General features: G+C 58.7%; 14 protein-coding genes and 4 tRNA genes. 6 read left to right on the forward strand and 12 right to left on the reverse strand.

From position 1 onward, the window contains the following. Positions 1-63: 63 nt before the first annotated feature. The 10 genes from ACA046_RS22000 to ACA046_RS22045 form a co-directional block, all read right to left on the reverse strand. Positions 64-1938, reverse strand: a complete 1875-nt coding sequence (locus ACA046_RS22000; protein WP_497674965.1) for a SurA N-terminal domain-containing protein — start codon at positions 1936-1938, stop codon at positions 64-66. 230 nt (positions 1939-2168) lie between these two features. Next, positions 2169-2441, reverse strand: a complete 273-nt coding sequence (locus ACA046_RS22005; RefSeq protein ID WP_003174819.1) for an HU family DNA-binding protein — start codon at positions 2439-2441, stop codon at positions 2169-2171. Between the two features lie 146 nt (positions 2442-2587). After that, positions 2588-4984, reverse strand: a complete 2397-nt coding sequence (lon, locus tag ACA046_RS22010; RefSeq protein ID WP_497674966.1) for an endopeptidase La — start codon at positions 4982-4984, stop codon at positions 2588-2590. Positions 4985-5134: 150 nt separating this feature from the next. After that, positions 5135-6418 carry an ATP-dependent Clp protease ATP-binding subunit ClpX gene (gene clpX, locus ACA046_RS22015; protein WP_003207856.1) on the reverse strand — a complete coding sequence of 428 codons (1284 nt, stop codon included), beginning with the start codon at positions 6416-6418 and terminating at the stop codon, positions 5135-5137. Between the two features lie 112 nt (positions 6419-6530). Next, positions 6531-7166 (reverse strand): ATP-dependent Clp endopeptidase proteolytic subunit ClpP, encoded by a 636-nt coding sequence (gene clpP / locus ACA046_RS22020; protein ID WP_003174822.1) that lies wholly within the window; start codon positions 7164-7166, stop codon positions 6531-6533. Between the two features lie 92 nt (positions 7167-7258). Further along, entirely contained in the window at positions 7259-8569 is a 1311-nt protein-coding gene (gene tig, locus ACA046_RS22025) for a trigger factor (RefSeq protein WP_076014238.1), read from the reverse strand. Positions 8570-8971: 402 nt separating this feature from the next. Beyond that, positions 8972-9047, reverse strand: a tRNA-His gene (locus tag ACA046_RS22030). Between the two features lie 83 nt (positions 9048-9130). Then, a tRNA-Leu gene (locus tag ACA046_RS22035) sits at positions 9131-9215 on the reverse strand. A 55-nt stretch (positions 9216-9270) separates the two neighbouring features. After that, positions 9271-9346 (reverse strand) — tRNA-His (locus ACA046_RS22040). 32 nt (positions 9347-9378) lie between these two features. Continuing rightward, positions 9379-9455, reverse strand: a tRNA-Arg gene (locus ACA046_RS22045). Between the two features lie 230 nt (positions 9456-9685). On the opposite strand from ACA046_RS22045, the gene folD reads away from it, so the two are divergent. Then, on the forward strand, positions 9686-10540 hold the full coding sequence (gene folD / locus ACA046_RS22050; RefSeq protein ID WP_076014239.1) for a bifunctional methylenetetrahydrofolate dehydrogenase/methenyltetrahydrofolate cyclohydrolase FolD: 855 nt from the start codon (positions 9686-9688) through the stop codon (positions 10538-10540). A 209-nt stretch (positions 10541-10749) separates the two neighbouring features. After that, the gene (pbpG, locus tag ACA046_RS22055; protein ID WP_459022419.1) at positions 10750-11682 is read left to right on the forward strand and encodes a D-alanyl-D-alanine endopeptidase; all 933 of its coding nucleotides are present in this window, start codon (positions 10750-10752) and stop codon (positions 11680-11682) included. Between the two features lie 47 nt (positions 11683-11729). Here pbpG and ACA046_RS22060 read toward each other — a convergent pair whose 3' ends face one another. Continuing rightward, complete coding sequence (locus ACA046_RS22060; protein WP_421553162.1) at positions 11730-12359, reverse strand: peptidase C39 family protein; 630 nt, start codon at positions 12357-12359, stop codon at positions 11730-11732. A 262-nt stretch (positions 12360-12621) separates the two neighbouring features. Between ACA046_RS22060 and ACA046_RS22065 the strand changes: the two genes are divergently transcribed. Continuing rightward, complete coding sequence (locus tag ACA046_RS22065) at positions 12622-12783, forward strand: hypothetical protein (protein ID WP_167663083.1); 162 nt, start codon at positions 12622-12624, stop codon at positions 12781-12783. Between the two features lie 4 nt (positions 12784-12787). Here the strand turns inward: ACA046_RS22065 and ACA046_RS22070 are convergent, their stop codons facing one another. Next, positions 12788-13198 carry a PA0061/PA0062 family lipoprotein gene (locus ACA046_RS22070; RefSeq protein WP_017476929.1) on the reverse strand — a complete coding sequence of 137 codons (411 nt, stop codon included), beginning with the start codon at positions 13196-13198 and terminating at the stop codon, positions 12788-12790. A 216-nt stretch (positions 13199-13414) separates the two neighbouring features. Between ACA046_RS22070 and ACA046_RS22075 the strand changes: the two genes are divergently transcribed. The 3 genes from ACA046_RS22075 to ACA046_RS22085 are packed head-to-tail and all read left to right on the forward strand — an operon-like array spanning position 13415 to position 19194. Next, positions 13415-16636, forward strand: coding sequence for an efflux RND transporter permease subunit (locus ACA046_RS22075; protein ID WP_076014243.1), 3222 nt, complete (start codon positions 13415-13417; stop codon positions 16634-16636). Next, the gene (locus ACA046_RS22080) at positions 16626-17792 is read left to right on the forward strand and encodes an efflux RND transporter periplasmic adaptor subunit (RefSeq protein ID WP_497674967.1); all 1167 of its coding nucleotides are present in this window, start codon (positions 16626-16628) and stop codon (positions 17790-17792) included. The genes ACA046_RS22075 and ACA046_RS22080 overlap by 11 nt, the downstream gene beginning before the upstream one ends. After that, positions 17776-19194, forward strand: a complete 1419-nt coding sequence (locus ACA046_RS22085; protein WP_497674968.1) for an efflux transporter outer membrane subunit — start codon at positions 17776-17778, stop codon at positions 19192-19194. Before ACA046_RS22080 ends, ACA046_RS22085 begins: the two co-directional genes overlap by 17 nt. The last annotated feature ends 6 nt before the right edge of the window (positions 19195-19200 follow it).

Raw genomic sequence — 19200 nt, forward strand, 5'->3', positions numbered from 1 at the left:
GAGTGGATAAAAAAGACCCCGGCCTCTTCAGGCCGAGGTCTTTTTATTCAGGCAGTAACGAGATCAGAACTTCTTGATCTCAGCCTTGGTTTCCAACTGCTTGCGATAGGCGGCGAAGTCTTGCTGGCCCACACGGGACGCGAGGAAGCGGCGGTACTGAGCCTTCTCGTCATCGGTCGGGGCAGCGGCTTCGTTGACCGCGTTCAAGCGCACGATCACCAGGCTACCGTCTGGCAGAGTCACGCTGGTGAAGGTCGGCTTGTCCTTGGCCGCAGGCTTTGGCATGCGGAACAGGGCTTGCAGCACGGCTGGTTCGACGCCTTCCTGGCCACGGGTGGCCGCTTCGGTGACTTTCCAGGCCTGGCCATCCACCGGCTGATTCAGCGGTGTCTTGCCATCACGCAGGTTGGCAATCAGCTCGTCCGCGTGAGTCTTCGCCGCAGCGCTTGCGCGCTCCTTGGTCAACTGGGCACGGATGGCCGTGGCAACGCTTTCCAGCGGCAGCTGGGTAGGCTTCAAGTGCTCTTTGGCACGCAGCACCACGATGGTTTCCGGATCCAGCTCGATGGCGGTGCTGTTGGCACCTTCATCCAGTACTTCAGGGCTGAATGCAGCGGTCACCACGGCACGGTTGGCCGCGATACCTTCGCCACCTTCACGGCCAAACGGCGCGGAGGTGTGCACGGTCAGCTTCAGGTCAGACGCCGGCTGGGCCAGGTCGGAAGCTTCGAATGCAGCGTCTTCCAGTTGCTTGGTCGCGTCGACGAAACGCTGTTCAACCTGCTGGGTCTTGAGCTCGCGGGTCAGCTTGTCTTTCAGGCTGGCGAACGATGGCACTTCAGGTGCTTCAACGCCCAACAGCTTGATCAGGTGCCAGCCGAAGCTCGAACGCACCGGCGCCGAAACCTGGTCCTTGTTCAACGCGTACAGCGCTGTTTCGAAGGCAGGGTCGTAGACGCCAGGGCCGGCGAAACCGAGGTCACCGCCGTTGTTTGCAGAACCCGGATCCTGGGAGAACTCTTTGGCCAGGGCTTCGAACTTCTCGCCTTTGGCCAGGCGTGCCTGGATCTGTTCGATCTTGGCCTTGGCCTGCTCGTCGGTGGTCTTGTCGTTGACTTCAATCAGGATGTGCGCCGCGCGACGCTGTTCAGCGAGGTTGGCGGTTTCTTTCTGATAGAGAGCCTGCAGCTCATCGTCCTTGACCGCGACCTGGTCGAAGAAGGAAGCCTTCTTCAGCTCCAGATAGTCGATGACCACCTGGTCCGGGGTCATGAACTCTTTGGCGTGCTGGTCATAGTAAGCCTTGACCTCGTCGTCGGTGAGTTTCACCGCCGCAGGGTTGGCCTTGACGCTGGCGGTGGCGAAATCGCGGGTCTGTTTTTCCAGACGGGCAAAAGCCAGCACTTCGGCATCAGTCACAAAACCGCTGCCGGCAATACCAGCACGAACCTGGCCGATCAGCATTTCCTGGCTCAGCATCTGGCGGAATTGCATACGGCTATAGCCCAGCTGACGGATCACCTGGTCGAAACGCTCAGCGTTGAACTGGCCATCCACCTGGAATTCCGGTGTCTGCAGGATCACTTGATCCAGCGCGGCTTCGGAGAAAGCGAATTTCGAATCGGCCGCGCCCTGCAGCAGCAGTTTGCGATCGATCAGGCTCTTGAGCGCGGCGTCGCGCAGCAGCTTTTCGTCCAGCAAGGAAGCATCGAAGTCCTTGCCCAGCTGTTGCATCAGCTGACGACGTTGCATGTCGACGGCCTGGCCCAGTTCACTTTGGGTGATTTCTTCACCGTTGACCTTGGCCACGTCCTGCTTGTTGTTGGTCGAAGCCTGAAAAATAGCCTCGATACCGGTGAACGCCATCAATGCGACGATGATCCCGATAATGGTCTTGGCAATCCAGCCTTGTGAATTGTCCCTGATATTCTGCAGCATGCGTCCCCCAGAAACGGTTGAACTTCAAAATTAGGCAACCGTGGAGCGTGGGTAGAGTCCGGATAGAAGAAAGGCGCATCCGAGGATGCGCCTTCTCGTAACTGGCGGAGCGGACGGGGGTTTGAACCCACACCCCCGGCGTGGCGACCCGATGGATACTTGGGTCAGCTGCCGCTCCGCTGCCAGGTCAGACCTGCGTCCGACCCGGATGGGTAAGGCTTGAGCGAAGCTTAGTTAACGGCTTCTTTCAGGGCTTTACCGGCTTTGAAACCTGGCTTTTTGGCAGCGGCGATTTGCAGAGCCTTGCCAGTCTGTGGGTTACGACCAGTGCGAGCTGGGCGATCGGTCACAGAGAAAGTACCGAAACCAACCAGTACCACAGAGTCGCCGGCCTTGAGAGCGCCAGTGACGGATTCGATTACTGCGTCCAGCGCACGGCCAGCAGCGGCTTTCGGGATATCAGCAGATGCAGCGATAGCATCAATCAGTTCCGACTTGTTCACTCTAAGTCCCCTTATATCTATTGAGTATGATTCTAAGTTTTTTGGTGAAAGCAAAAACCAGTGCTGAATGGCCTACAGACACTTAAGAGCCGCTTTATAACAAGGGCTCTAAAAAGCTGTCAAGGAAGCCCCCAGGCTTAAACGTATTAATGCGTGCTAATTCTTTCCTTAGAGTCAGTCTCGCGTTTTTCATCCTTTGCAACTATCTCCGGAGCCACATCCGGCAAGGGCTCCGGCGCGTATTGCAGCGCAATTTGCAGGACCTCGTCAATCCATTTAACCGGTTTAATCTGCAGATCCTGCTTGATATTGTCAGGAATCTCCTTCAAGTCGCGAACATTCTCTTCAGGAATGATCACCGTCTTGATACCACCACGGTGTGCAGCCAACAATTTCTCTTTGAGGCCACCAATGGCCAGCACTTGCCCACGCAGGGTTATTTCCCCAGTCATGGCAACATCGGCACGCACCGGAATGCCAGTCAGGGCTGATACCAGTGCCGTGCACATGCCTACGCCTGCGCTAGGGCCGTCTTTCGGCGTCGCCCCTTCCGGCATGTGGATGTGGGTGTCGTGCTTCTCGTGGAAGTCCAGGGGGATCCCCAGGCTCTTCGCGCGGCTGCGCACCACGGTCTGCGCGGCGGTGATGGATTCGACCATCACGTCACCCAGGGAACCGGTCTTGATCAATTGCCCTTTGCCCGGGATAACAGCGGCCTCGATGGTCAGCAATTCGCCGCCCACTTGAGTCCACGCCAGGCCCGTGACCTGACCCACCTGGTCCTGCTGCTCAGCCAGGCCGTAGCGGAATTTGCGCACGCCCAGGAAGTGTTCCAGCAGCTCCGCGGTGACCTTCACCGAGAAGCGTTTTTCCAGCGCATGTTCCTTCACGGCCTTGCGGCAGATCTTCGCCAGTTGACGTTCAAGGCCCCGTACACCGGCCTCGCGGGTGTAGAAACGAATGATGTCGCGGATCGCGTCGGCATCAAATTCAATCTCGCCTTTTTTCAGGCCGTTGGCCGCAATCTGCTTGGGCGAGAGGTATTTGACAGCGATGTTGATCTTCTCGTCTTCGGTATAACCCGGCAGACGAATCACCTCCATCCGGTCCAGCAAGGCTGGCGGAATATTCATCGAGTTGGAGGTGCACAGGAACATTACGTCGGAAAGGTCGTAGTCGACTTCCAGGTAATGGTCGTTGAAATTGTGGTTCTGCTCGGGATCGAGCACTTCCAGCAAGGCAGAGGCCGGATCGCCACGCATGTCGCTGCCCATTTTGTCGATTTCATCGAGCAGGAACAGCGGGTTGCGCACACCCACCTTTGTCATCTTTTGAATCAATCTTCCTGGCATCGAACCGATATAAGTCCGGCGATGACCACGAATTTCCGCTTCATCACGCACACCACCCAAGGCCATGCGTACGAATTTACGGTTTGTTGCGTGAGCAATCGACTCAGCCAGCGAGGTTTTACCCACACCAGGAGGACCGACCAGGCACAACACCGGTCCACGAATTTTCTTCACGCGCTTTTGCACGGCGAGGTATTCGAGGATGCGTTCTTTGACTTCTTCGAGGCCGTAGTGATCGGCGTCCAGAATATCTTCGGCGCGGGCCAGGTCCAGGCGCACTTTGGTCTGGGCCTTCCACGGCACCTGCACCAGCCAGTCGATATACGAGCGAACCACGGTGGCTTCGGCCGACATCGGCGACATTTGCTTGAGCTTGTTCAGCTCGGCAGTGGCCTTGGTCAAGGCGTCTTTTGGCAGGCCGGCGGCATCGATGCGCTTTTTCAGCTCTTCGATTTCGTTGTGGCCTTCCTCGCTGTCACCCAGCTCTTTCTGAATGGCCTTCATCTGCTCATTCAGGTAGTACTCGCGCTGGCTGCGCTCCATTTGCTTTTTGACACGGCCGCGAATGCGCTTCTCGACCTGCAGCAGGTCGATTTCGGCATCCAGCAGCGCCAGGACGTGTTCGACCCGGGCAGACAAATCGATGATTTCGAGAATGTCCTGCTTCTGCTCGATTTTCAGCGCCATGTGCGCGGCCATGGTGTCGACCAGGCGGCTTGGCTCATCAATGCTGTTGAGGGAAGAGAGGACTTCTGCGGGGACTTTCTTGCCCAGTTGTACGTATTGCTCGAACTGGGACAGCAGGCTGCGAACGAACACTTCGGATTCGCGCTCAGGGGCGTCGACTTCGTCGATCAGCGCCACTTCGGCACGCAGGTGGCCGTCCACTTCCATGAAACGCTCGACCGCACCGCGCTGCTCACCTTCCACCAGCACCTTGACGGTGCCATCAGGCAGCTTGAGCAGTTGCAGGACAGTTGCAACGGTACCAACGCGATACAGGACATCTTCGCCCGGATCATCGTCAGCAGGATTTCTCTGGGCCAGCAGCAGGATCTGCTTGTCGCCCGTCATCGCGGCCTCGAGGGCTTCGATAGACTTCTCGCGCCCCACGAACAGCGGGATAACCATGTGCGGATAGACGACGACATCACGCAACGGCAGGAGAGGCAATTCGATGGTTGTCTTCATGATTTCGCCTCTATGACAGATGAAAGTAACTTGAAACCAAGATGGGGGCTGCCTGCAAAAAAAACAAGCGTAATGGCATCAGTTAAACGCAGTAAAAACAAAGGGGCCCGTTAAGGCCCCTTTATTTTGTACAGCTCGGCGGTGCAACGCTTACGCGTCTGGCGCAGCCTTGGCAGCCGGCTCACTGTTTTCGTAGATATACAGTGGCTTGGACTTACCTTCTATAACGCTTTCGTCGATCACCACTTTACTCACCTCGGACTGCGAGGGGATTTCATACATGGTGTCGAGCAGTACGCCTTCGAGGATCGAGCGCAAACCACGGGCGCCGGTCTTGCGCTCCAGTGCCCGCTTGGCCACCGATTTGAGCGCGTCAGCACGGAACTCGAGGTCCACACCTTCCATCTCGAACAGCTTGGCGTATTGCTTGGTCAGGGCGTTTTTCGGCTCGGTGAGGATCTGCATCAACGCAGCCTCATCCAGCTCGTCCAACGTCGCCAGGACCGGCAGACGGCCAACGAATTCCGGGATCAGACCGAACTTGACCAAATCGTCAGGCTCGACTTCACGCAGGGACTCACCGACTTTCTTGCCTTCTTCCTTGCTGCGTACTTCTGCACTGAAGCCAATGCCACCACGGGTGGAACGGTTTTGAATAACCTTTTCCAGACCGGAGAACGCACCGCCACATATGAACAGGATGTTGCGCGTATCAACCTGAAGGAATTCCTGCTGTGGATGCTTGCGGCCGCCTTGTGGCGGTACGGAAGCAACAGTACCTTCGATCAGTTTCAACAGCGCTTGCTGTACGCCTTCACCGGAAACGTCCCGGGTGATCGACGGGTTGTCGGATTTGCGCGAAATCTTGTCGATTTCATCGATGTAGACAATGCCCATCTGGGCCTTTTCCACGTCGTAATCGCATTTCTGCAGCAGCTTCTGAATGATGTTCTCGACGTCTTCACCTACGTAACCGGCCTCGGTAAGAGTGGTTGCGTCGGCGATGGTGAAGGGAACGTTCAGCAGGCGAGCCAAGGTTTCTGCAAGCAGGGTTTTACCCGAGCCTGTAGGACCGATCAGCAAGATGTTGCTTTTGCCAAGCTCGACGTCGTCACTTTTCTTGTCACGCTGGTTCAGACGCTTGTAGTGGTTGTACACCGCTACGGCCAGAACCTTCTTTGCACGCTCTTGACCAATCACATACTGATCAAGGATGCCGCTGATTTCTTTAGGCGAAGGCAATTTATGCGCGCTGCTTTCGGCCTGGGCTTCCTGCACCTCCTCACGGATGATGTCATTGCACAGGTCGACGCACTCGTCGCAGATAAAGACCGAGGGGCCGGCAATCAACTTGCGTACTTCATGCTGGCTTTTGCCACAGAAGGAGCAATAGAGCAGCTTGCCGTTGTCCTCGCCGTTGCGGGTGTCAGTCATTCGTTCGATCCAAATCCGATAGGCTTGCAACACAAGATGAAGGCTATTGAGGGCTTTTTCAAGCCCACTGGTGGTCGGACCTGCCGACCAGCCCTATTTTGAGCTGCTTATATTAAGCGGGGCGCTTTTCGATCACTGCGTCGATCAACCCGTATTCACGAGCCGCTTCGGCGCTCATGAAATTGTCACGGTTGGTGTCGCGCTCGATCTCTTCCAGGGTATGCCCGCTATGTTTGGCCATCAGCGTGTTGAGACGCTCACGAATAAAGAGGATTTCCTTGGCATGGATTTCGATGTCCGATGCCTGGCCCTGGAAACCGCCCAGTGGCTGGTGAATCATCACGCGAGAGTTCGGCAGGCAGTAACGCTTGCCCTCAGCACCAGCGGTCAGCAGGAAAGCACCCATGCTGCACGCCTGACCGATACAGGTGGTCGATACGTTCGGCTTGATGAACTGCATGGTGTCGTAGATCGACATGCCAGCTGTTACCGAACCGCCCGGGGAGTTGATGTAGAGATGGATGTCCTTGTCCGGGTTTTCCGCTTCAAGGAACAGCAGCTGCGCACAGATCAGGTTGGCCATGTAGTCCTCTACCGGACCAACCAGAAAGATCACTCGCTCCTTGAGCAGGCGCGAGTAGATGTCATAGGCGCGTTCGCCACGAGCAGATTGCTCGACAACCATCGGGACCAGGCCGCCAGCGGCCTGGATATCAGAGTTCTGCTGAATATACGAATTACGGAACATGCTCTGCAGTTACTCCCAAATAGTCATGTCTTGAATACGCATAAGCCAGCGCGAGGCTGGCTTATGGGTGTATTTTCAAACGAGTTGAGCGATCAGTCGGCTTGTGCTGCTTCAGCCGGCTTGACTGCTTCTTCGTAAGAGACCGCTTTATCGGTCACCTTAGCCTTCTGCAGAACAGTATCCACAACTTGCTCTTCCAGCACAACCGAACGCACTTCGTTCAGCTGCTGGTCGTTCTTGTAGTACCAGGACACAACTGCCTCAGGCTCCTGGTAGGCCGAAGCCATTTCCTGGATCATTTCGCGAACGCGGGTTTCGTCAGGCTTGAGGTCGAATTGCTTGACCACTTCAGCCACGATCAGACCCAGTACAACGCGGCGCTTGGCTTGCTCTTCGAACAGCTCGGCCGGCAGTTGGTCAGGCTTGATGTTGCCACCGAACTGCTGAACAGCCTGCACGCGCAGACGATCAACTTCGTTGGACAGCAGGGCCTTAGGCACTTCGATCGGGTTGGCGGCCAGCAGACCGTCCATCACCTGGTTCTTGACCTTGGATTTGATCGCCTGACGCAGCTCACGCTCCATGTTCTTGCGAACTTCGGTGCGGAAACCTTCGATGCCAGTTTCCTTGATGCCGAACTGGTTGAAGAACTCTTCGTTCAGTTCTGGCAGCTTAGGCTCGGAAACGGTGTTGACGGTCACGGTGAACTCGGCGGCTTTGCCAGCCAGGTCCAGGTTCTGATAGTCAGCCGGGAAAGTCAGGTTCAGAACGCGCTCTTCGCCGGCTTTGGCGCCAACCAGGCCGTCTTCAAAACCAGGGATCATGCGGTTGGAACCCAGCACCAGCTGAGTGCCTTTGGCGGAGCCGCCAGCGAACACTTCGCCGTCAACCTTGCCAACGAAATCGATGTTCAACTGGTCTTCGTTCTGGGCAGCGCGATCGGCCACTTCAAAACGAGTGTTCTGCTTGCGCAGGATTTCCAGCATGTTGTCCAGATCGGAGTCAGCTACATCAGCGCTCAGGCGCTCGATGGCGATCGAATCGAAACCGGCAACTTCGAATTCAGGGAACACTTCGAAGATTGCAACGTATTCCAGATCCTTGCCTGCTTCCAGGGACTTAGGCTCGATGGAAGGCGAGCCAGCCGGGTTCAGCTTTTGCTCGACAACGGCTTCGTAGAAGGAAGCCTGGATCACGTCACCTACTGCTTCCTGACGTGCATCAGCACCGAAGCGGCGCTTGATTTCGCTCATTGGCACCTTGCCTGGACGGAAACCAGCGATCTTGGCCTTTTGGGCAGTCTGCTGCAGACGCTTGTTGACCTGGGTCTCGATGCGCTCGGCCGGCACGGTGATGCTCATGCGGCGCTCAAGAGCAGAAGTATTTTCAACAGAAACTTGCATGGATATTCCTCGTTGCACAGACGTTAGCTGGCCGTTTCCGACCCCAGAATCAAGGGCATGCATTCTAGTGGGTCAAACTCAAGAAGTCACCCTACTGAAAACGGGTAAAAAAACAGCGGGCAATTTATAGGTACGAATGCACGAGTGCACCTCGCCCCGGTAGCAAATACATCCCATCACGCCAGGGCTCTGCGCCAACCCTTCTATATATAGAAGCAGCTGCCAATCATCTCCCTGACAACCGACCCTGCGGACAAGGCCAGCGAGCAGTGCGGCATCATCGCGAAACATAAATACGACGAAACGCCCTGCCCTTGCAGCCCAGCACCTGCGACTGCGTTGAAACTCAAACCGCTGAAACAAAAAAGGCGCCAGACTATTAATCTGGCGCCTTTCGAAATATGGGGTGGACGAAGGGGATCGAACCCTCGACAACGGGAGTCACAATCCCGTGCTCTACCAACTGAGCTACGCCCACCATATTGCGTGACCAAAAAGCCCGTCAAAATGGCTATTTGTTGAGCCTCAGGAAAGCCAGCAGGCTTTTCATGAAGCTTTATTTGGTGCGGATGAAGAGACTCGAACTCTTACACCTTGCGGCGCTGGAACCTAAATCCAGTGTGTCTACCAATTCCACCACATCCGCGCTTGAAGCTTTTAAAGCAAAGGCGCCAGACTATTAATCTGGCGCCTTTTAAATATGGGGTGGACGAAGGGGATCGAACCCTCGACAACGGGAGTCACAATCCCGTGCTCTACCAACTGAGCTACGCCCACCATATTGCGCTACTTGTGCCAAAGCTGCCTAATGGCGCACCCGGCAGGACTCGAACCTGCGACCATCCGCTTAGAAGGCGGATGCTCTATCCAGCTGAGCTACGGGCGCCTTATTAATCTGTACTCTTGGAGGATTACAAACTAACCAGTGCTAGGCTGTGCCCGACAAGTGCGACGAATAGTATAGATGCACCCGAAACCCGTCAAATCCTTTTTATAAAAAATTCATTTTATTTAAGGGGTTAGGGGAATTTGCAGACCAAGCGCCTTTGCCCTCGCGCCATGGCATGCGAGAATGCGCGCACTTTTCTTCCCCCTCTCGATGGTTAATCACGCGTAATGACTGCACAACTTATCGACGGCAAATCAATCGCCGCCAGCCTGCGCCAGCAGATCGCCAAACGAGTCGCCGAGCGCAGCCAACAAGGCCTGCGCACGCCGGGCCTCGCGGTGATCCTGGTCGGCAGCGATCCTGCCTCTCAGGTTTATGTCTCGCACAAGCGTAAAGACTGTGAAGAGGTCGGCTTTATCTCAAAAGCCTACGACTTGGATTCCGACACCACCCAGCAGGCCCTCACCGACCTGATCGACAGCCTCAATGACGATCCGGCCATCGACGGTATCCTGCTGCAACTGCCATTGCCCGAGCACCTGGACGCGTCGAAATTGCTTGAACGCATCCGCCCGGACAAAGACGTGGACGGTTTCCACCCTTATAACGTCGGCCGCCTGGCCCAGCGTATTCCGCTGCTGCGCCCGTGCACTCCGAAGGGCATCATGACCCTGCTGGAAAGCACCGGCGTCGATCTGTATGGCCTGGATGCAGTCGTTGTTGGCGCATCGAACATCGTCGGTCGCCCGATGGCCATGGAACTGCTGCTGGCCGGCTGCACCGTGACCGTCACCCACCGTTTCACCAAGGACCTGGCTGGCCACGTTGGCCGCGCCGACCTGGTAGTGGTCGCTGCTGGCAAGCCGGGCCTGGTCAAGGGTGAGTGGATCAAGGAAGGCGCCATCGTTATCGACGTAGGCATCAACCGCCAGGACGACGGCAAGCTGGTGGGCGACGTGGTGTACGAAACCGCCCTGCCCCGCGCCGGCTGGATCACCCCGGTACCGGGTGGTGTTGGCCCGATGACCCGCGCCTGCCTGCTGGAAAATACCCTGTACGCAGCCGAAACCCTGCACAGCTAATAACCAGCTGCTCTGAAAAAGCCCTGCCTTATCGCAGGGCTTTTTATTGGCCGGATAAAAAGTACTTTTTTCTTAGTTTTTAAGGGGTTTCATCTGTTTTCAGATGAACATTCGACAGTTTCTGATCCATACTCCTAAAATGTAACGGCATTTATCAGAAAGTCCGTGCAAAACGGTATATCCCTACTTTTTTTAGCGAGTTCATCCGCGTGAAAATTCATCTTTCCATCATCAGCCTATTTTTTGCATTTACAGGCACCTTCGCGAACGCCAGCGAAACCACTATGGCCCCCCGCGACATGTCCACCCTGCACATCGCCTCCGGCAGTGCGATGGTGGTAGACCTGCAGACCAATAAAGTCATCTATGCCAGCAACCCGGATGTCATCGTGCCGATCGCCTCTGTCAGCAAACTGATGACTGGCCTGATCGTGCTGGAAGCCAAGCAGAACATGGATGAATACATCGACATCAACATCAAGGACACGCCGGAGATGAAAGGCGTGTTCTCCCGGGTCAAGATCGGCAGCGAGATGCCGCGCAAAGAGATGCTGCTGATTGCCCTGATGTCCTCGGAAAACCGCGCCGCCGCCAGCCTGGCCCACCACTACCCGGGCGGCTACCCGGCCTTTATCGCAGCGATGAACGCCAAGGCCAAGGCGCTGGGCATGACCAGCACCCACTATGTAGAACCCACCGGCCTGTCGATCCACAACGTGTCCACCGCCCGCGACTTGAGCAAGCTGCTGGCCGCCGCGCGCAAATACCCGATGCTCAGCCAGTTGAGTACCACCAAGGAAAAAACCGTCTCGTTCCGCAAGCCCAACTACACCCTGGGTTTCTCCAACACAGACCACCTGATCAACCGCGCCAACTGGGACATCAAGCTGACCAAGACCGGCTTTACCAACCAGGCCGGCCACTGCCTGGTGCTGGTGACCAGCATGGGTAATCGCCCGGTGTCGCTGGTGATCCTCGACGCCTTCGGCAAGTTCACCCACTTTGCCGATGCCAGTCGCATCCGCAGCTGGGTCGAGACCGGCAAGAGCGGCTCGGTGCCGGACGTCGCCTTGCGCTACAAGGCTGACAAGAACCTGAAGAACCGCCCACGGGCGAACGTTCAGGTGACCGAGTCCCGCTGAGTATTCAATGGCGACAATAAAAAACGGCGCCCTTGAGCGCCGTTTTTTTATTTGGCCTGACTGGCCAGCGTCTTGACCGCCTGGGCCGCGGCCTGCTCCTGTCCTGCCTGGGCCGTGGCGCTTGCCGCCTGCTGCCAGCGCTGGGCGTCGACCTTGACCGGCAACTGGGTGGGCCGCTGAATCAGTACCGCCCACTTGCCGCCGTCTTTCCACGCCGACTCAAACGCGCTGAAATCCATCGGCATGCGTCGCTCCAAGCCCGAACGCAGCAACACCATGCTCTTCTGCTTGTTATAGCCCACCACCACGACATACCGCGGCCCGGCCCAGAAGGTCGAGCCCTGGGTGATACGCGCCATCACCGGATACCCGGCCGCGACCTGTGCCAGCAGCGCCGGCAGCTGATCTTCCAGCGGGTACACCAGCATCCCGTATTCACGGGCCAACACCTGCATGTTGCGCTCAAGGTCCGCTTCGGCGCCCGGCAAATGCAGAGGCTTATCCAATAGGCCCGGTGTAATCACAATGCCTTGTTGGGACAGCATGCTGGCCAGAGCGGCCGGGCCACCGAGGTAAGTCTCGCCGCGAAACGCCGGCACGCCCTTGAGTTCGACGCTCTCCGGCAGGCCCGGGATGCTCGTGGGTTTAGGGTGCGAGGTGCAGGCCGCCAGCCCCATGAAACAGGCTGCGACCCACCAGGAGGTTTTAATGTTCGAGGGAAACCGCAACTTTTTCACTCACTTGATCAACTGCCGACGTGGGCCCTGATCATAGGACGCTCAGGGGCGCGGGTATAGCCTTGTACCGCAGTAAAGGGCCCGCCATAGAGCAAACAAGTTGGATGCACACGACCATTGGTCAATAGCAAGCAACCTGCGGATAGCTAGACTGTCCATTGAGAAGACAGTGTGTGCCCCGTACCGGGCAAAGGAGGCACTTATGAGCCTGACAACAACGATTCTGCTTTTGATCTGTGGCTGGCTGGCCGTCGCCGCCGCCATGCTTTGGGGCGTGATGCGCGTGACCCGCCGGCACCATCACCCACAGGTAAAACCCGCAGCGCCCGACAAGCTGCACAAACCCGCCGGGCACCACGCCTGACGCCTTAGCCAGGCATGCAACTGAAGTCATCGGTCTGCGCCAATTCCTTACCGTGGCTATCCTTCAACTCGGCACGCACCGTGGTACCCAGACTGGATTCCACCAAGGTGTAATGTTCACCGGCCTTGAAGTTGCCGTAAGTGACATGCCCGCGACAATCCTGCTGGTTGTCATCCCCCGCCTCTTCTTCAAATAACGTGACATCCAGGCGATGTGCGCCAGGTTTCACTTCGAAGTAGCGGCCATCATTAATGTTTTTTCCGTCTACCCGCTCGGCCATCAGGTCGTTGGGCGCCTCCTCTTGCAGCCCGATCCAGGCTTCGCTCGGGTCCGCCTTCGGCATCGGGCCGGCACACGCCGACAACAGCAGGACCGCACTCAAGGCCGGGATCAACAACAAGGGTTTAAGAGACATGGCAGAACTCCAAATGGATAAAGAGTGAAGGGGCAAAACAGCTCCCGTTCGATCGGTATCCAGCTTGGTACTGTCACCATTATTGAACAAATGAATACATATGAAAGGATCTTCAGCCGTTAACTAAATCTTCCTTCACCTGGCTGAAAGGTGCGTGTTAGGTGGGTCGGGCAAGACTGCCGGGGTTTGCAATCCCACTCCTTTGGAGGTTACGGCATGCTCGGGCTGGTAAAGACCGCACTGCTCAAGCCCTACACGTTTATCGTGCTGGCAATATTCATCTGCATCATTGGGCCCATGGCGGCCTTGCGTACCCCCACTGACGTATTTCCCGACATTGGCATCCCCGTCGTCGCGGTGGTTTGGCAGTACAACGGCCTGTCTCCAGACGCCATGGCCGGTCGCGTGATCTACACCTACGAACGCTCCCTGAGTACCACCGTCAACGACATCGAACACATTGAATCGCAGTCGTTACCCGGCATGGGCATCGTGAAGATTTTCTTCCAGCCCGGCGTGGATATCCGCACCGCCAACGCCCAGGTAACAGCGGTGTCACAAACCGTGCTCAAGCAGATGCCACCGGGCATCACCCCACCGCTGATCCTCAACTACAGCGCCTCCACGGTGCCGATCCTGCAGATGGCGTTCTCCAGCCCCAGCCTGTCGGAAGCGAAAATCCGCGACCTGGTGCAGAACAATATCCGCCTGCCCCTGAGTGCCCTGCCCGGCCTGGCCATGCCCACGCCAATGGGCGGCAAGCAACGCCAGATCACCCTCGACCTCGACCCGCAGGCGCTGGCCGCCAAAGGGTTGTCAGCACAGGATGTGGGCAACGCCCTCGCCTTGCAGAACCAGATCATACCGGTGGGTACCGCCAAACTCGGCCCCAACGAATACACGATCTTGCTCAACAACAGCCCCAAGGCGATTGACGAGCTCAACGACCTGCCGATCAAGACGGTCGACGGTGCGATCATCACCATCGGCCAGGTGGCCCACGTGCGTGACGGCTCGCCGCCGCAGACCAACATCGTGCGCGTCGACGGCCACCGTGCGGTGCTGATGCCGGCCCTGAAAAACGGCAGCATCTCCACCCTGTCGATCATCGACGGCATCCGCCAGATGCTGCCACGCATCAATGAAACGTTGCCGCCTTCACTGAAGACCTCACTGCTCGGCGACGCCTCGGTGTTCGTCAAACAGTCGGTGGGCAGCGTGGCCCAGGAAGGTATCATCGCGGCGTTGCTGACCAGCGCAATGATCCTGCTGTTCCTCGGCAGCTGGCGCTCGACCATCATCATCGCCGCCTCGATTCCCCTGGCGGTGCTCTCGGCCATCGCATTGCTTGCAGCCACCGGGCAAACCCTCAACGTCATGACACTCGGCGGGCTGGCGTTGGCGGTGGGGATTCTGGTGGACGACGCCACGGTGACCATCGAGAACATCAACTGGCACCTGGAACAAGGCAAGGCGGTGAAAGACGCGATCCTCGACGGCGCCAAGCAGATTGTCGGCCCGGCGTTCGTGTCCCTGCTGTGTATCTGCATCGTGTTCGTGCCGATGTTCATGCTGCAAGGCATCGCCGGTTATCTGTTCCGCCCGATGGCGTTGGCGGTGATCTTCGCCATGGCCAGCTCGTTCATTCTGTCGCGAACGTTGGTGCCGACCCTGGCGATGTTCCTGCTCAAGCCGCACGTGCCGGAGCAAGGCCAGGGCCATCACCCGGAAGATGAATTCATCAACCATCACGAGGGCGACCAGCACAAACCGCAGCGCAATGCCGTGCTGCAATCGGTGCTGAATTTCCAGCAGGGTTTCGAGCGTCACTTCTCCAACGTGCGCGACGTCTACCACAGCCTGCTGACCCTCGCCCTGGGTGCACGCAAGCGATTCATCGTGGGTTTTCTGGCGTGCATCCTTGCCTCATTCCTGCTGCTGCCAAGCCTGGGCCAGGACTTCTTCCCAGCCACCGACGCCGGGGCCATGGCCCTGCATGTGCGCTTGCCGCTGGGCACGCGGATCGAAGAAAGCGCCGCCGCGTTTGACCGGATTGAAGCGCGGATTCGCGAGATCGTTCCGGCCGACGAACTGGACACCATCGTCGACAACATCGGCATCCCGCTGAGCGGAATCGACATGGCCTACAGCAGCAGCGGCACCATCGGCCCACAGGACGGTGATATCCAGGTCACCCTGAAAAAGGACCACGCGCCAACTGCTGACTACGTGAAAAAGCTGCGTGAAGCCCTGCCCGAAAGTTTCCCCGGCAGCCAGTTCGCCTTCCTGCCGGCCGACATCAGCAGCCAGATCCTCAACTTCGGTTCACCGGCACCGCTTGATGTGAAAATCTCCGGGCGCAGCGATGAAGAAAACCGCGCCTACGCCGTGGAACTGGAACGTCGCCTGAAACATGTACCGGGCATTGCCGACCTGCGTATCCAGCAGTCCACCGGCTACCCGTCACTGCAAGTCAACGTAGACCGGATGCGCGCCAACGGCCTGGGCATCACCGAGCGCGACGTGACCAACAGCATGGTTGCGTCCCTGGCCGGCAGTTCGCAAACCGCGCCGACGTTCTGGCTGAACCCGGCCAACGGCGTGTCGTATTCGATCGTGGCGGCAACCCCGCAGTACCGCCTCGACAGCCTGCCATCCCTGGAAGCGCTGCCGGTGACCGGTGCCGATGGGCAGTCGCAGATCCTCGGCGGCGTGGCCACCATTTCGCGAGTACAAAGCCCGGCGGTGGTGACCCACTACAACATCGAACCGACCCTGGACCTGTACGCCAACGTGCAAGGCCGCGACCTCGGCGGCGTCGCCAGCGATGTGCAAAAGGTGCTGAATGACATGGCCCCGATGCGCCCCAAAGGCGCGACCATCAGCCTGCACGGGCAGATCGATGCGCTGCATGAAGCGTTCAACGGCTTGAGCTTCGGCCTGCTCGGCGCCGTGGTGCTGATCTACCTGCTGATCGTGGTCAACTTCCAGTCCTGGACTGACCCGTTCGTGATCATCACCGCGCTGCCGGCGGCCCTCGCGGGGATCGTGTGGATGCTGTTCCTCAGCGGCACCTCGTTGTCGGTGCCTGCACTCACGGGGGCCATCCTCTGTATGGGCGTGGCCACCGCCAACTCGATCCTGGTGGTGAGCTTCTGCCGAGAGCGCCTGGCCGAACATGGCGACGCCCTCAAGGCCGCACTGGAAGCCGGCTACACCCGTTTCCGCCCCGTGTGCATGACTGCCCTGGCGATGATCATCGGCATGTTGCCGCTGGCCTTGTCCGAAGAACAAAACGCGCCGCTGGGACGCGCCGTGATCGGCGGCCTGATCCTTGCCACCACTGCCACTTTGCTGTTTGTACCCGTGGTCTTCAGCCTGGTCCACGGTCGTCACCCTACTCGCGCTGCTGCTGGAGAAACCCCACATGTCGTCTGATCACAAACCCTCGCGCAAGCGTCTGATGCTCATGGGTGTCGGCGGCATGACACTGGCTGCCCTGTTGGTCGCCAACGGCCTGCACGCCCGTACGATGCATGAAAAATCCGTCACCGCCTGGACCGAAACCGCCGCCGTGCCGCAGGTGCTGGTGTTCCAGCCCAAACAGAACGCGGCCGGCGACACCCTGCGCCTGCCCGCGCACCTGGAAGCCTGGAGCAAGGCACCGATTCATGCGCGGGTCAGCGGTTATCTAAAAGACTGGAAGGTCGACATCGGCACCCAGGTCAAGGCCGGGCAAATCCTCGCCGAGATCGACAGCCCCGACCTCGACCAGCAAGTGGCACAAACCCACGCGCGCATGGTGCAGGAACAGGCCAACGCACGGCTGGCGGAGACCACCGCCACCCGCTGGAAAAACCTGCTGGACAGCCATTCGGTATCGCGCCAGGAGGCCGATGAAAAAACCTCCAACGCCCTGGCTGCCAAGGCCAATGCCCAGGCAGCAGAGGCAGACTATGCGCGGCTGTCGGCCCTGGAAGACTACAAGACCATCCGCGCGCCGTTCGCCGGTGTAATCACCGCGCGCAACACCGACATCGGCCAGTTGATCAAGGCCGACAGCGACAGCGATCCGGAACTGTTCGACATCGCCGACACCCACCAACTGCGGCTCTATGTGCCGGTGCCGCAGAACTATGCGGCGGTGATTCATCCCGGGTTGGCCGCCCAACTGACGGTACCCGAGCACCCCGGCGAACACTTCAGCGCGAAGCTGATGGGCGACTCCACCGCCATCGACCGGCGCTCCGGCACCCTGCTCGCGCAGTTCGTGGCAGACAATCCGGACGGCAAGTTGCTGCCCGGCGACTACGCAGAAGCCACCCTGGCGATTCCGGCAGACACCCATGGCGTGAGCATCCCGGCCAGCGCCCTGATCTTCCGCGCCCAAGGCACCCAGGTCGCGGTGCTGGATGCCAAGAACCATGTACACCTGCAAGACATCCACATCGGCCTCGACCTCGGCGAACGCCTGGTCATCGATCAAGGCCTGAAACCCGCCGACCGCGTGGTGGACAACCCACCCGACGCCCTGCGCGAAGGCGACGCCGTGCAACTGGCCGACGCCGGAGGTGCACATGCGCCCAAGGCTTAAACCCCTCGCGGCCTTGGTGTTGCTAGCGCTGCACGGTTGCTCGCTGGCGCCCACCTACAAGACGCCGACCATTGACCTGCCGGCCAAATACCGCGAACAGACCAGCGACGGTCCGTGGCACAGCGCACAACCCTCCGACCAACTGGCGCCGAAGTGGTGGCAGCTTTACCAGGACCAGCGCTTGAACGACCTGCAGGAACAACTGCTCAAGGCCAACCCGGACCTGGCGGCGGCGCTGGCGCATTTCGACGCGTCCCAGGCGTATGCCAGCCAGCTGCATGCCGGATTGTTCCCGCAAATCACCGCCAGCGCACAGCCGTTGCGTCAGCGCCAATCGGATTCCCGGCCGCTGCGGGGCGATACCCAGCCTTCGGTGTACAACAGCAACACGGCAGGGTTTTCACTGAGTTTTGATCTGGATCTGTGGGGCAAAATCCGCAACCAAGTGGCGGCTGGCGATGCGCAGGCCCAAGCCTCCGGGGATGATTTGGCGGTGGCACGCCTGAGCTTGCAGCATCAGTTGGCGACGCTGTACGTGCAGCTCAACGGGCTGGATGCGCAGAGCCGGATTCTCAGCCGTTCGCTGGATGATTTTGGCCAGGCGCTGCAACTGACCCGCAGCCGGTATGAAGGACAGATCGCCTCGGAACTCGACCTGACCCGCGCACAGAATCAGCTGGCAGAAGCCGAGGCCCAGCTTGACGATGTACGCGGTCAGCGCAATCTCACCGAGCATGCGATTGGTGAATTGGTGGGTGTGTCGGCCAGTGAATTCCAGCTGCCGCCGAGCCAGCAATTGATTGCGTTGCCGGGGATTCCGCAACAGCTGCCGAGCCATCTGCTGCAACGCCGACCGGATATTGCGGCGGCGGAGCGACGGGTGTTTGCGGCCAACGCGAATATCGGCGTGGCAAAGGCCGCGTGGTATCCGGATTTCAGTTTGACCGGGTTGATTGGCGGGCAGACCCAAGGCGTCGGCAACCTGTTCTCGGCGGCCAATCGGTACTGGGCGCTGGGGCCCTTGGTCAACCTGCCGATCTTTGATGGCGGGCGGTTGAGTGCCAATGAACGCCAGGCCAAGGCGGAGTTTGAAGAGGCTTCGGCGCACTATCGTAGCCAGGTGTTAAGAGCCGTGCGTGAGGTGGAAGACAACCTTGGGCAACTGCGTGATTTGCAGCAGGAGGCGATGGATGAACAGGCCGCCGCCAATGCAGCCGAGCACACCCAGGCGCTGGCGATGAACAGTTATCAGGCGGGGGCAGTGAGTTACCTGGATGTGGTGACGGCACAGACCGCCGCGTTGCAGGCACAGCGCACGTTGCAGGCGGTGCAGACGCGGCAGTTGCAGGCGAGTGTGGGTTTGGTGACGGCGCTGGGTGGAGGTTGGAAGCCCGACGCCTGATACCTG

Source organism: Pseudomonas sp. LBUM1641, assembly GCF_059716235.1.

Bases quoted from the DNA above. Each gene is read 5' to 3' on its own strand.
- ACA046_RS22080 (WP_497674967.1), top strand. From the start codon at position 16,626: ATGTCGTCTGATCACAAACCCTCGCGCAAGCGTCTGATGCTCATGGGT.
- ACA046_RS22070 (WP_017476929.1), bottom strand. From the start codon at position 13,198: ATGTCTCTTAAACCCTTGTTGTTGATCCCGGCCTTGAGTGCGGTCCTG.
- folD (WP_076014239.1), top strand. From the start codon at position 9,686: ATGACTGCACAACTTATCGACGGCAAATCAATCGCCGCCAGCCTGCGC.
- clpX (WP_003207856.1), bottom strand. From the start codon at position 6,418: ATGACTGACACCCGCAACGGCGAGGACAACGGCAAGCTGCTCTATTGC.
- ACA046_RS22000 (WP_497674965.1), bottom strand. From the start codon at position 1,938: ATGCTGCAGAATATCAGGGACAATTCACAAGGCTGGATTGCCAAGACC.
- lon (WP_497674966.1), bottom strand. From the start codon at position 4,984: ATGAAGACAACCATCGAATTGCCTCTCCTGCCGTTGCGTGATGTCGTC.
- ACA046_RS22065 (WP_167663083.1), top strand. From the start codon at position 12,622: ATGAGCCTGACAACAACGATTCTGCTTTTGATCTGTGGCTGGCTGGCC.
- clpP (WP_003174822.1), bottom strand. From the start codon at position 7,166: ATGTTCCGTAATTCGTATATTCAGCAGAACTCTGATATCCAGGCCGCT.
- ACA046_RS22075 (WP_076014243.1), top strand. From the start codon at position 13,415: ATGCTCGGGCTGGTAAAGACCGCACTGCTCAAGCCCTACACGTTTATC.
- ACA046_RS22060 (WP_421553162.1), bottom strand. From the start codon at position 12,359: ATGGGGCTGGCGGCCTGCACCTCGCACCCTAAACCCACGAGCATCCCG.
- ACA046_RS22085 (WP_497674968.1), top strand. From the start codon at position 17,776: ATGCGCCCAAGGCTTAAACCCCTCGCGGCCTTGGTGTTGCTAGCGCTG.
- tig (WP_076014238.1), bottom strand. From the start codon at position 8,569: ATGCAAGTTTCTGTTGAAAATACTTCTGCTCTTGAGCGCCGCATGAGC.